This is a genomic window from uncultured Dialister sp. (assembly GCF_937959425.1).
Taxonomy (GTDB): Bacteria; Bacillota; Negativicutes; order Veillonellales; family Dialisteraceae; genus Dialister.
This window is the reverse complement of record NZ_CALGPS010000027.1, coordinates 1-13,168: the sequence shown is the minus strand read 5'-3', so window position 1 is coordinate 13,168 and position 13,168 is coordinate 1. Positions and strand designations below refer to the sequence as shown.

Annotated in this window: 11 protein-coding genes; 10 read left to right on the top strand and 1 reads right to left on the bottom strand. The window is 50.2% G+C overall.

Going from position 1 to position 13,168, the window contains the following annotated elements; genetic code table 11:
- Positions 1-193 precede the first annotated feature (193 nt).
- On the bottom strand, positions 194-1,387 hold the full coding sequence (locus Q0482_RS01150) for a cyclopropane-fatty-acyl-phospholipid synthase family protein (protein ID WP_299142355.1): 1,194 nt from the start codon (positions 1,385-1,387) through the stop codon (positions 194-196).
- 185 nt (positions 1,388-1,572) lie between these two features.
- Between Q0482_RS01150 and Q0482_RS01145 the strand changes: the two genes are divergently transcribed.
- The 10 genes from Q0482_RS01145 (at position 1,573) to Q0482_RS01100 (ending at position 11,842) form a co-directional block, all read left to right on the top strand.
- Positions 1,573-2,310 carry an NfeD family protein gene (locus tag Q0482_RS01145; protein ID WP_299142354.1) on the top strand — a complete coding sequence of 246 codons (738 nt, stop codon included), beginning with the start codon at positions 1,573-1,575 and terminating at the stop codon, positions 2,308-2,310.
- Between the two features lie 43 nt (positions 2,311-2,353).
- Complete coding sequence (floA, locus tag Q0482_RS01140) at positions 2,354-3,325, top strand: flotillin-like protein FloA (RefSeq protein WP_299142352.1); 972 nt, start codon at positions 2,354-2,356, stop codon at positions 3,323-3,325.
- 14 nt (positions 3,326-3,339) lie between these two features.
- The gene (locus Q0482_RS01135) at positions 3,340-3,807 is read left to right on the top strand and encodes a hypothetical protein (protein ID WP_299142350.1); all 468 of its coding nucleotides are present in this window, start codon (positions 3,340-3,342) and stop codon (positions 3,805-3,807) included.
- A 19-nt stretch (positions 3,808-3,826) separates the two neighbouring features.
- Positions 3,827-4,321, top strand: a complete 495-nt coding sequence (locus Q0482_RS01130) for a hypothetical protein (protein ID WP_299142348.1) — start codon at positions 3,827-3,829, stop codon at positions 4,319-4,321.
- A 130-nt stretch (positions 4,322-4,451) separates the two neighbouring features.
- On the top strand, positions 4,452-4,685 hold the full coding sequence (locus Q0482_RS01125) for a PC4/YdbC family ssDNA-binding protein (protein WP_291058071.1): 234 nt from the start codon (positions 4,452-4,454) through the stop codon (positions 4,683-4,685).
- A 215-nt stretch (positions 4,686-4,900) separates the two neighbouring features.
- The gene (locus tag Q0482_RS01120) at positions 4,901-6,100 is read left to right on the top strand and encodes a cation diffusion facilitator family transporter (protein ID WP_299142345.1); all 1,200 of its coding nucleotides are present in this window, start codon (positions 4,901-4,903) and stop codon (positions 6,098-6,100) included.
- 484 nt (positions 6,101-6,584) lie between these two features.
- Positions 6,585-7,646 (top strand): PIN domain-containing protein, encoded by a 1,062-nt coding sequence (locus Q0482_RS01115; protein ID WP_299142342.1) that lies wholly within the window; start codon positions 6,585-6,587, stop codon positions 7,644-7,646.
- A complete protein-coding gene (gene ispD / locus Q0482_RS01110; RefSeq protein ID WP_299142340.1) occupies positions 7,639-8,802 on the top strand; it encodes a 2-C-methyl-D-erythritol 4-phosphate cytidylyltransferase in 1,164 nt (387 codons plus the stop codon). The genes Q0482_RS01115 and ispD overlap by 8 nt, the downstream gene beginning before the upstream one ends.
- Positions 8,803-8,805: 3 nt before the next feature.
- The gene (gene gltX / locus Q0482_RS01105; RefSeq protein ID WP_299142337.1) at positions 8,806-10,266 is read left to right on the top strand and encodes a glutamate--tRNA ligase; all 1,461 of its coding nucleotides are present in this window, start codon (positions 8,806-8,808) and stop codon (positions 10,264-10,266) included.
- A gap of 1,000 nt (positions 10,267-11,266) precedes the next feature.
- A complete protein-coding gene (locus Q0482_RS01100; protein WP_299142336.1) occupies positions 11,267-11,842 on the top strand; it encodes a hypothetical protein in 576 nt (191 codons plus the stop codon).
- Positions 11,843-13,168 lie beyond the last annotated feature (1,326 nt).

Sequence of the window (13,168 nt, the reverse complement as noted above, 5' to 3'; positions counted from 1 at the left end):
CTCGTAACGCTGACTTCATATCATTGCCGCCGTAGGCGGCTATCCACAACCCTCGCCCGCAAAGCGGGCGTCAAACCTAAGAACCCTCCGGCCGACAGGCCGGTCAATCTTAAGAACCTTTCACTCACAACCTTTGGGGCGAAGCCCCGTACCTGCCATAAAAAAAGACCGCAGCGCGGTCTTTTTTTATGGCTTATTTATCGCTGTAAATGGATTCCATAGTCATGGGAAGGTCGTTATTGACTCCTTTGCTCAGTATGAACTGGCCCACATCCAGGACGCCGGTGCGGAAGCCCGATTCGCAGCCTCTGAGGTAAATATCCCAGAGCCGTTTGAATTTTTCATCGTATTTATCAGGCAGGCTGTCTTTGTGTGCATTGAATGCTTCAGCCCAGAGGTGAAGGGTTTTGGCATAGTGGCGGCGCAGGCTTTCGAAGCCTATCATACGCAGGTCGAAGAGGGGAAATAGGGAAACGGTTTCGCGGATGCCCGGAACATAGCCGCCGGGGAAGATGTACTTTGTCATCCAGTTTTTGGTCTGCTTTTCCTGTGGGTCCATGTTGAGGATGGAGTGGAGGAGGAAGAGGCCGCCGGGTTTCAAGAGGCTGGATACTTTATTGAAATAAAGGGGAAGGTATTTCTTTCCTACATGTTCGAACATACCGATGGATACGATCTTATCGAACTGATACTCATCGGAGTCCAGGTCCAGGTAGTTTTCCAGAATCACATCTACTTTTCCGTCCAGCCCTTCTTTATGGATTCTTTCTTTAGCGGTCTTGTACTGCTCTTCGGAAAGGGTGATGCCGTAAGCGTGGACGCCATATTTTTTAGCGGCGTAGATGATGAGTTCACCCCAGCCGCAGCCGATGTCGAGCAGTTTTTCGCCGGGCTTCAGAAAGAGCTTCCGGAGGGAGAGGTCGATTTTATTTATCTGTGCTTCATAAAGACTGTCGCTGTCGTGTTTGAAATAGGCACAGGAGTAGGTTTTGGTAGGATCAAGGAACGTATCGAAGAGTTCGTTGCCCAGGTCGTAGTGGGCGTGAATGTTTGCTTTTTCCTGTTTCTCTTCTTCTTTGATGAGCCGCTGGCGGAGTGAGCCCAGATGATAGGGCATTTCTACCGGGTCTTTTTCAAAGGCAGTGGCAACAATGTCGTCCAGATTTCCCTCGAAATCCACGATGCCGTCCACATAGGCGGAGCCTATGAGCACATCCAGGTCTTCTTTCAAATCAGAAGGAGTGAAGGATGGTTCTTTGTTGAAAATCACTTTAAATCTGGGTGGGGTGGAGCCATAGCTCTTTTCCGTGCCATCCCAAAAACGAACAGTGAAACCACCTTTTTTCCATAACTGTAAAGCCATGTTAAGCGCTTCTTTTTTAAACATAAGGCACCTCCAGATTTAAATTTTATTTCTTATCATTATTATAACACTTTACAGGGGAAATGGTTATACCGTAATTATCGCTGAAAAAGGCTTTCTCTTATCAAGTGGCAGAAGGGTGGCAGGATATAGTATAATTTAAACAGGGAATATTGGATTTCTCAGGAAATTTTTTTGAAGGAGGCGGGATGATGAAAAATTTACTGCAACGGCTGTTTTTCCTACTGCCCGTTCTTCTCTTTATCTGCCCGACGGCTTTTGCCTTTGATGGCAGGGATGCGGCGTTGATGATTAAGAATCCCATCGTTGAAACGGTGCTGGCTGCGGTCATACTGATTTCCATTGCCGCTGAAATCAAGACCGCCGGTTTTTCAGGCGGCGCCCTGGCGGCGGCAATTGCCGGATGTATCCTTATCGGGGCTAACTGGTATGAAGAGGAAAGTTTCTTCTGGGAGTTTATCCTGTACTTTGGCGGGCTGGTGCTGATTTTTACGGATATCCTTCTTTTCATGACGGGAGCAGGCATCCTATGCGGCCTGGTGCTTGTGCTGGGAGGGCTCTTCTTTACTTTCGGCGGCGGCACAGAGGCGCTCTACATCTTGTGCTTTGCCGTCCTTGCAGCAGGGGCGGGTCTTTATTTCATCCTTGGCCATTTGGAAAGCAGCCGTTTATGGAAGAAAATCACTCTCCATACGGAGCTGAAAGGAAACAGGGGCTTTATCTCTTCTTCAAAGAATCTGAAGGGACTGGAAGGCAGGAAAGGCACTGCTGTTTCAGTACTCCGGCCGGCAGGGAAAGTCAAGATTGATGGTCAGCTGTTGGATGCTCTGTCAGAAGGAACCTTCATTGCGGCCGGCAGACCTGTGGTGGTAGTCAAAGCAGAATCAAGCTATGTGGTAGTTAAGGAAATAAAAACTGATTCTTGATATAGTATTTCTTTAGATTCATATTTTTTAACAGGAGGAATGTATGGAACTCATGGTATTTCCCTTTATGGTCCTTATTATTGTGGTGGCAGCCCTTTCGGTATTTCTTCATTTCGTACCTATTGGGCTTTGGATTTCCGCTCTGGCGGCGGGAGTCAATATTTCCCTCTTCAACCTTGTCGGCATGCGTATTCGCCGGGTAGAGCCCCGGATGATTGTACTGCCTCTCATTAAAGGCACCAAGGCGGGCCTTTTGCTGAACGTGAACCAGCTGGAAGCTCATTATCTGGCCGGCGGCAATGTGGATAATGTGGTGGATGCCCTGATTGCGGCTCATCGCGCCCAAATCGATTTATCCTTCGAACAGGCGGCGGCCATTGACCTGGCAGGGCGTAATGTGCTGGAAGCAGTGCAGATGAGTGTCAATCCTAAGGTTATCGAAACGCCTACCATTTCAGCAGTGGCCAAGAACGGTATCGAACTGAAGGTACGGGCCCGGGTTACGGTTCGTGCCAATATTGACCGCCTCGTAGGCGGCGCCGGTGAAGCTACCATTATTGCCAGGGTTGGTGAAGGCATTGTCACCACCGTAGGCTCTGCGTCCAAGCATACGGATGTGCTGGAAAATCCGGATCATATTTCACAGACCGTGCTGGAAAAAGGGCTTGATTCCGGTACCGCTTTTGAAATCCTCTCCATTGATATTGCCGATGTGGATGTGGGCAGAAATATCGGCGCCCAGCTGCAGACGGACCAGGCAGAGGCGGATAAGCAGATTGCCCAGGCCCGGGCGGAGGAAAGAAGGGCTATGGCTGTGGCAAAGGAGCAGGAAATGCGTGCCTATACCCAGGAAATGCAGGCCAAAGTTGTGGAATCGGAAGCAGAAGTGCCCAAAGCCATGGCGGAAGCACTCCGGAGCGGTCATCTGGGAGTCATGGACTACTACAATCTGAAGAATATCCAGGCTGATACGGATATGCGTAAGAGCATTTCCGGCCATGAAGAAGGCAAGTAACCGGAGGGAAACCTATGGAACAGAATCACAATTCCAACTTTGACTATGGAAGAGTCAGGGATAAAATGCTGAAATCCTGGGGGCAGAAATCGACGGAAAAAGAGGCTGCCCATAGCGAGAAACCGACTCCCGAACCGGAATTTCAAAAGAAATCCTTTAAAGAATCTGAGAAATCTGATAAAATAATAAAAAGAAAGGTAATAAGAAGAAAAGTTGTAAGAAGAAAAGAACCTTCCGAACCAGTCATAAAACCTGCTCTGCCCAAGTCAGTAGAAGGACAGACGGAAAAAAGTGGACGAATTCTTCCTGCACACTCTGAAGAGAAGCACGTTCGCAGGATGGATACAGGAACTCCTTTGGAAGAGAGGAATGGAGAAACAGGCTTTTCAATTGATTCCGGTAAAGGAATCAGACAGTGGGCTGTGTATGATGCTGTTTTCGGACCTCCCCGGTGCAAAAGGCCCTGGAGGCCCTTTCGATAGAGGAAAGGCTTGATTCGCTTTGGATACCTATAAAGAAAAAATCTACGGAAAAATATTATGGGAATGCTACCGCTCGAGAATGTATATAATCCTTCTATCCTTATTTTACGTTCTGGTGAGTGCGGGAGCCGTACTCTTTGCTATTTGGCATGATACAAGACATGGCATTATTTTCTACGTTGTGGCAGCACTGGTGGTGGCGTACTCCCTTTGGCGCATTAACCGGGTCCACTATCCGGTGGCCCTGATCTGCGAGAAGAAGCTGCTGGTGGCCATGCCATGGTCCTTTGTTAATTCCGATTACCATATTTCCCTCCGGGCTTTCTATATGCCTGTGGAATACAATGAGGTGGCCGGTGTATCCCACAACTGGAGCCAACTTTACATCGGTGCCAGAATCACCGGCGGTCTGGTGGCTCTTCCTGTACAGCTTTCCTATGTATCCCTGGGAGACAAAGCAGACTTCCAAAACTGGGTGGAACGGAAGCAGGAAGAAATAGTGGAAAATACATAAAAAAAGAGCTGTGAAAAAGCACAGCTCTTTTTTTAGCGGCCGGTGGGGAACCAAAGCGGCTTACATCCTTTACAATCCTTTCTCCATATGATAGGATAGTCCTAGTTTGAACGAATGAGGTGAAAATGCAATGGCTGCTAAAATTACGTATACCATTCAGGAAGAATTAGGAGATTTGTCTGTAGCTGCTAATGGCTGGAAAAAACAGCTGACCTATACCAGCTGGAACAACAGAGACGAGAAGTTTGATCTTCGGTCCTGGAATCCGGACCATACAGCGATGACAAAGGGACTGACTTTGACGAAAGAGGAAATCCTGAAACTGAAGGATATTCTGAACGAAATTGATTTCGACAAGTACTAAGGAAGCACTGATTCAGTCTTTCGGTCCATATAGTATTTGGCTGCAGCTCTATGAAAGGCTCTCCTTACGGAGGGTCTTTTGGTATATATAGAGGATTTTAGGTGTTCCTTTTCATCATAAGTCAGAATTCTAAATTGATGGATAGGGCTGCTTTGAAATTATGCCCTTTGCAGCGGGCTCTATTTTTCTCCTTTTTGAAAGGAAATGAAAGGTTTATGACATTCTTATTTTCCGGTCCCCATGGAGACAGGACAAAGAAGGCTTTTATGGCCGGTCTGGTAGGTCTTCTTGTGAACTTCATGCTTGGCTCTTTCAAAATACTGGCCGGCTGGCAGAGCGGCTTTCTCTCCGTCATGGGTGATGGCTTTAATAATATTACCGATATGGGTTCGGTAACCCTTCTGATGATGACCTTTTACTATGCAGCCAAGCCGTCGGACAAGGAGCATCCCTTCGGTCACGGGAGGCTGGAATATATTAATTCCACTGTCATGGCAGCGGTGATTCTCTATGTGGGCATTACCCTTCTGGTGGAATCGGTGCAGAAAATCATCCATCCAAAGGATACGGAATTTACCCTTTTTGTAGCCATCATTCTGATTATCGGTCTTCTGGCTAAACTGTTTCTGGCATGGTGGTACAAGAGGGCAGGGGAAAAGGTGGGCTCCAAAGCCTTTGAAGCCTACAGCGCCGATTCCCTTTCCGACATGCTTTCCACCAGCGGCGTCCTGGTGGCCACGCTGGCAGAATATTTCTTCGGCCTTCACATCGATGGCATTATGGGGGCGCTCATGTCCCTCTTTATTCTTTGGACCGGCTACGGCATTATGAAAAACGCAGTGAATTCTATTCTTGGCGCTACCCCTGATGCGGAGGTATACAAGAAAATCAGGGAATGCATCCTTTCCTGCCCCGGTGTGTACGGTGTTCATGACCTTATCGTTCATGACTATGGTCCGGAAAATCATTTTGCCACAGCCCATGTGGAACTGGACAGCACTCTGAACCTGGTAGAAAGCCACGAGCTGGCAGAAAACGTGATGACCACCCTCCGGGAAAAGCTGAACGTGCAGGCAACCATTCATGCAGACCCCAAAGCCATTTCCAATCCACGGGAAGCGGAGTATAGGAGGGATCTGGAATCTGCCATCTACAGGACCAGGCTGCCCCTTTCCTATCATGATTTCTTCGTGGAAGAAAAGGAAGGGGAAATCCATCTTTCCTTTGAACTGGCCCTGACGGGTCCCTGCAAATTAAAGGATGAGGAAATTTATAAGGAAATCTGCAGTCACCTGAAGGCTATCAATCCGGAATACACGGCGGAAACCATGGTGGACAGGAACTTCATCAGCGGTAAAGTGTACGGCTCTGATGCGGAAGAAGTCAGGGAAATCGCAGACAGGAAACATCATTGATTAGGAAAGGCGCCTTGCGGGGCGCCTCTTTTTTCTGAGAAAGTACTGCGGGTGCACTGCATGTGTGGAAGAGTCAATTCTTCCCGCTCACCGGGATGGGTTAGTGTAGTAGTGAGCTAGTGTACTAGTGGGCTAGTTAGCTTGTTAGCTAGGGAAGCACTGATTAATTCATAGAGTCTGCCTTTATAAGAATTTTTATGCACTGCTTCGTCATGGGACTCCTTAAATAGCTCGCTATTCGCGTCGTCCCATTCCTTGCATTGCATAAAAATACTAGAATAAAAGCAGACAGTGATTTAATCAGTACTTCCCTGGAAAATTTTCATAATTTCTGTATAAATTGTCTATGCAATTTGGTATAATAATTGATACGGAAAAGTTTTTAACTGTGATAGACTGCTTTGAACCATAAAAATGGGAATTTCATGTAAATCATAAGAGGGAATTTAAGATGCCGGAAAAAATATTAAGAGGAATATTCATATTGCTCTTTACCGTTCTTGGTATCGTTCTTTCCAGACAGGGGGAAACGGTGCTGGCTGCACTGCTTCCGAATTCAGTATTAACGGAGACCATTCTGGGTGTTACGTTTATGTCCCTGGGAGCGATGCTGATAGGCGGGATTTTAGGGGCCATTGTGGGCTGTTTTATTTCTCCTTACCTGAACAGGAGTCTTTTTGCGTTCACTTCAAGGGTGGAGAAGTCTCTGTCTTCCATGTCGGTGCAGGATCTGGTGGCCGGCACCCTGGGGCTCTTTCTGGGGCTTATTATTGCCAACCTGGTAGGGCTTGCTTTTATCAGCGTGCCTTATATCGGGCCCTATGTGTCGGTGGCTTTGAGTATCGTGCTGGGCTACCTGGGCATGCATCTGGCGGTGAGCAAGAAGTCTGAAATGGCGTCCTGGTTCCATTTCCATTCGGAGCCTGACAGAAAGAAGAATAAGGACAAGAGGGAAGGAAAACTGCTGGATACGAATATCATCATCGACGGCAGGGTGGCGGATATTTACCGTACCGGTTTCCTTGAGGGGCCTATCTATGTGCCTGTATTCGTACTGGAGGAGCTGCAGAAGATTGCGGACTCTTCGGATGTGCTGAAAAGAAATCGGGGCCGCAGGGGACTTGATATTCTGAACCATATGAAGAAGAACAGCAAAGATTTCCACATCATTACCGATGATTTCGAAGATATGAACGAAGTGGATTCGAAGCTGGTGAAGCTGGCCCGGGCAAAGGGGTATAAAATTGTCACCAATGATTACAATCTGAACAAGGTGGCAGAGCTCCAGGGGGTGAGCGTTCTCAATATCAACGACCTGGCTATTGCAGTAAAGCCTGCTGTCATTCCCGGCGAACAGCTCTTTGTGCAGCTGGTGAAGCAGGGGAAGGAAGAAGGGCAGGGGGTTGCCTACCTGGAAGACGGTACCATGATTGTGGTGGAAAACGGCAGCCAGTGCATCGGCAGGGAAGTGCCTGTCATTATTACATCCGTCCTGCAGACCTCTGCAGGCAAAATGATTTTTGCAAAGCTGGACTCCAATGATTAATTCACTTATACTGGTGGCTGCAGGAAACGGGAGCCGCATGCAGGCGTCCCTGAATAAGCTGCTCCTGTCCTGTGAGGGCCATCCTCTCATTTATTACACTTTAAGAAATGTATTCCAGAGCCGTCTCCTTTCCGAGCTGGTGATTGTTACCAAGCCGGAGGAGAAACCGGTTTTTGAATCCATTGTCCATTCCATTCCCCATTCCATCCGTGTTATTTTCGCCCCTGGCGGAAGCGACCGGGCAGGATCCGTGCGGAATGGATTTCACATGGTGTCAGAAGAGTCGGACAAGGTGCTTGTCCATGACGGTGCCCGTCCTCTGGTGGACGGAAAGACCATTGACGACGCCTTTACTGCCATCAGCGAGGGCAGCCCGGCGGTGGCGGTGGGGGTGCCCTGTATTGATACCATCAAAAAGGTAGAAGGGGACCGCATCGTGGAAACGCCGGAGCGGAAGAATCTCTTCCGTGCCCAGACCCCCCAGGGGGCATTGACAGGCCTCTTCCACCGGGCGGTGGATTTCCTTTCCCGAGGCGGAAACTTTACAGACGATGCTTCCGTGCTGGAGCAGCTGGGGGTGCCGGTGAAGCTCATTCCCGGAAAGGAAAGATTCTTCAAGGTCACCACACCGGATGACATGGACAGGCTGGAGCAGGCGCTCCGGAAAGACCGCTGTCCCTTCCGTATTGGACAGGGCTATGATGTGCACCGGTTCGATGAAGAAAGGCCTCTGATTCTTGGGGGCGTTCGCATTTCCGAAAAAGGCGGCCTTCTGGGCCACTCCGATGCCGATGTGCTTCTTCATGCCATTATGGACTCTCTTTTGGGAGCCTGCGGCCTGCCGGACATCGGCCACTATTTCCCCGATACGGACGAACGTTTCAGCGGCGCTGACAGCGCCCGCCTTCTTCTGGAAGTGAAGCATATCATAGAAGGGGAAGGGTATGTGGTAGGAAATATTGACAGCACTGTCATCGCTGAAAAGCCAAAACTGGCCCAATATATACCGGCCATGAAAGAAAGAATTGCCGGTATTTTGGATATATTGCCTGGTGATATAGGCATTAAAGCAACAACCAATGAAAAGATGGGAGCCATCGGCCGCCGGGAAGGCATGGCCGCCATGGCATCATCCATCGTATGCAGGAGGAGTTAAGTAATGGAAAAGAAACTGAAAGTTAGATTTGCTCCAAGCCCCACAGGCCCGTTCCATATCGGCGGCGCCCGTTCCGCTTTATTCAACTGGCTGGTAGCCCGTCATGCAAAGGGTACCTTCCTTGTCCGCATTGAAGACACTGACCTTAAACGTTCCTCTAAGGAATCGGAAGAAAACATTAAGGAATCCCTGAAATGGCTGGGCCTTACCTGGGACGAAGGCATCGACGTAGGCGGCGACAACGGCCCCTATCGCCAGACCGAACGCCTTGACATCTACAAGAAAGAAGTGCAGCGCCTTCTGGACGAAGGAAAAGCCTACTACTGCTACTGCACAGAAGAAGAACTGGAAGAAAGCCGAAAGAAACAGGTGGCTGCCGGCCAGACCCCTGTATACGACGACCACTGCCGCCACCTCACGGAAGAACAGATTGCTCAGTACAAAGCGGAAGGCAGAAAGCCGGTTATCCGCCTGAAAGTCAGAAAAGAAGGAGTCTTTGCCTTTGACGATATGGTAAGGGGCCACGTGGAATTCCAGGCCTCCGGCGTAGGCGATTTCATCATCGTGAAATCCGATGGTATTCCGGTATACAACTTTGCTGTAGTTATCGACGATTCCCTTATGGGTGTCACCGACGTTATCCGCGCTGAAGAACACCTGTCCAATACACCCCGCCAGCTGGCTATCTATGAAGCCCTGGGCTATCCGGTACCGGAATTCGGCCATATTTCCCTCATCCTTGGCGCAGACCACAAGAAGATGAGCAAACGCCACGGCGCCACCTCCGTCACCGAATACAAGAACATGGGCTACCTCCCCGATGCCATGGTAAACTACCTGGCACTCCTGGGCTGGGCACCTAAGGGCGAACAGGAAATCTTCACCAGGGAAGAGCTGATTAAGCAGTTCTCCATGAAACGGGTTTCCTCCAACGACGCCGTTTTCGATATCGAAAAACTGAACTGGATCAACTTCCAGTACATGAAGAAACTGTCTCCACAGCAGCTCCTGGACGTGACCCTGCCCTTCATTGAAAAAGCAGGCTACGTAAAGACCCCGCTTTCCGCTGAACAGAAAGACTGGCTCACCAAAGTGGTATGGTACGTAAGAGACCACCTCTACTACGGCGCCCAGGCTCCGGAAAACGTAAAACTTTTCTTCGAAGACCTGCTGGAAGTGACCGACGAAGACGCCCTTGCCATCATGAAACAGGAAACCAGCGGCAAAATCATCACCGCCTTCGCCGACGCCTTGGAAAAACTGGAAACCTTTGACGAAGCCTCCATTAAGAAATGCTTCTCCTCCCTTATGAAGGAAACCGGCATCAAAGGCAAAGCAGCCTTCGAACCCGTCAGAATCGCTTTGACCGGCGTCACCCACGGACCGGGCCTCTACGACATGATTGCCCTCTTCGGAAGAGAAAAGACACTCACCCGCCTGAGAGACAGCCTTAAATACTGCTGAAATCTATAGGAAAAGCTCCGGAATTTCCGGGGCTTTTTTAATTGGAGAGGGAAGGAAAACATTTACCATGGGCTCCTTCTTTTTGAAGGAGCTGGGGGCAGGGGTGAGGATAGGCCTTTCTCCAGCAAAGGCGCCGCCGTAGGCGGCGTTTTACGGAAGAGACAAATTAGGCCCCGATGGGGCCTCGGCCTTTCTGCGAAAGGCCTGCTATCCTCCGTCGCCTGCGGCGACACCTCCTTCCAGAGGAAGGAGGCTTTGGCACTCTGTCCTGCAGCATTGGTTACACAAGAGGCAAGCACGTAACGTAAGGCTCCTTTCTCAGAAAGGAGCTGGGCGGAGCCCTGAGGAACACCGAATACACGACGCGAAGCATTATGTGTTACACAGGCCCCTGTGGGGCCTCGGATTTTCTACGAAAATCCGCTATCATCCGTCGCCTGCGGCGACACCAACGGCCGGGCATTAAGGTGCTCGCTTAGTGTGCAGGCTATACTCGAATATTAGCCCGACTCAGAAGCCCTCTGCAGGGCTTCTGCCTTCCAAAGGAAGGAGGCCCTGGCTCTCCGTCTTGCAGCACTGGTGACACAATGCAAGTCCCGTAACGCTGACTTTATAATCATAGCCGCCGTAGGCGGCTATCCACAACCCTCGGCGCCAAAGGCGCTGTCAAACCTAAGAACCCTCCGGCCAAAGGCCGGTCAATCTTAAGACCCCCCTCTTCACCCCCTCTCTACACAACCCTTCTACACAACCCGCCGCCGTCAGGCGGCCACAACCTGCGGCGGCAGGCTCGCTGCGCTCGCCCCCCCTTTGGTGGCTGACGCCACCACCTTACCCCCGCAAGCGGTGGGACAATAAATTGAGGAGAGAACCCTCTGAACCCGGGCCACCCAGTGGCCCCACAGGCCGGTCAATCATAAGAACCTTTGCCCTTAGAACCCTCTACAATAATATGGTATAATAAGAAAAATAACTCAGAATACGAGGAAAGTGTTGCACTATGAATATAAAAAAGACGAAACTTCTGCTGGCGGCGGGATTGATGGGCACTATGCTTCTTTTTTCCGGCTGCGGCGGCAGTCTGGATGACCAGTTTGTGTTCGGCAAGAACAGGATTCACTGCGACAACCAGACCATTACCATTTCCACGCCCTTCGAGCTTGTTTCCAATGGGAAACAGGTGGACCTGGGGGACCGGGGGGCTTCGGTGGTAAAGGCGGAGGGCCATAACAGTCATCTGCAGATTCTGGTAACCGGGGACAGGGCAACTGCTGATGTGAATGAAAAGGTTCTTGTTTCCGATGCTCAGGAAATACTGAAGAGCAATCTTTCTCTGTCTCATGTGAAATCGGATGTGAAGGATGTATCCATCGGTGATTTGAAGGGGAAGAAACTGACCTTTACCTTTACCGAATCATCCAGGGGAAAGAGTACGGATCTCACGGTGGAGGAATATATATTTACACAGAAGGATACGGTATGGCGGGTCATTTACCAGTACCGCACCGCTGACACCACGGGGAAGGCACTGGCGGAAAGAGTGGCCGGGAAGATTGCCCTGGGAAGTGAGTTCTGATTAGCGGGCTGGTGAGCTGGTCTGGTGTATTAGTGAGCTAGTGAGCTAGTAAAACCATACAACCGCCCTGGCGGGCGGGGGAAGAGAAGCCCCCCTTTGGTGGCTGCGCCACCACCTTTTCCCCGCTAAGTTCGGTCGGGCGGCCCAAAGGAAAGCGCTCTTATGGGCAGGCTAGGCGCCTTACTTCGCCCGACTTGCACATCCTATGCAGGATGTGCACAGTGTCCCTATGGGTGCTCAGCATTGTGCCACATGAGTCTAAAGGAAAGCGTAGAGAGGCATATTCTCCCCCCTGAATAGGGGGGAGTCCGGCGCAGCCGGATAGGGGGTGGCCACGTCAGTGGCCAATTCCCGCCGAGTGGTATTTACCACCGGATGTGTCAAATGTGCCGCATACCGAGATTCTTCACTGCGTTCAGAATGACTGCGTTCGGCAGGAAGGCAAGCACATAACGTAAGGTTCCTTCCACTGGAAGGAGCAGGGCGGAGCCCTGAGGAACACTTGAAGATAGCTCTCCAAGCCACTATGAGCCATCTTAGGCCCCTATGGGGCCTCGGATTTTTGAGGGGAGCACTGACTCAGTCGCAGAATCAGATTTCATAAGCATTTTGGTCCAATACTGCGTCATAAGCCTCCTTAAATAGCTTTGGCTATTCGCGTCGGCTTATTCCTTGTATTTGAACCAAAATGCTAGGGAAGCACTGATTAATTCATAGAGTCTACTTTCATAAGAATTTTTATGCACTGCTTCGTCATGAGGCTCCTTAAATAGCTCGCTATTCGCGTCGCCACATTCCTCGCATTGCATAAAAATTCAAGAATGAAAGCAGACAGTGATTTAATCAGCGCTTCCCTAGAATGAAATCTGATAACGACTGAATCAGCGCGCCCCTTGCGAAAGCCCGCTATTCTCCGTCGCCTCCGGCGACACCAACGGCCAGGCATTAAGGTGTTCGCTTTGTGTGCAGGCTATGCTCACATATTAGCCCGGCTCAGAAGCCCTCTGCAGGGCTTCTGCCTTCCAGAGGAAGGAGGCTAACGCACTACGTCATGCAGCACAGGTGACACAAATGCAAGTCTCGTAACGCTGACTTCATATCATTGCCGCCGTAGGCGGCTATCCACAACCCTCGGGCCCAAAGGGCCCGTCAAACCCAAGAACCCTCCGTCCCGAAGGGACGGTCAATCTTTAGAACCTTTTTCCTCACCACCCTCGGGCCCTGCAGGCCCGTCCCCCCTTTGGTACTACGTACTGCCTTCCCACCCGCAGGCGCAATGCTATTGCGTTAAGGCATCGACCGAAAAAAAGTTGTCATTTTGAATGA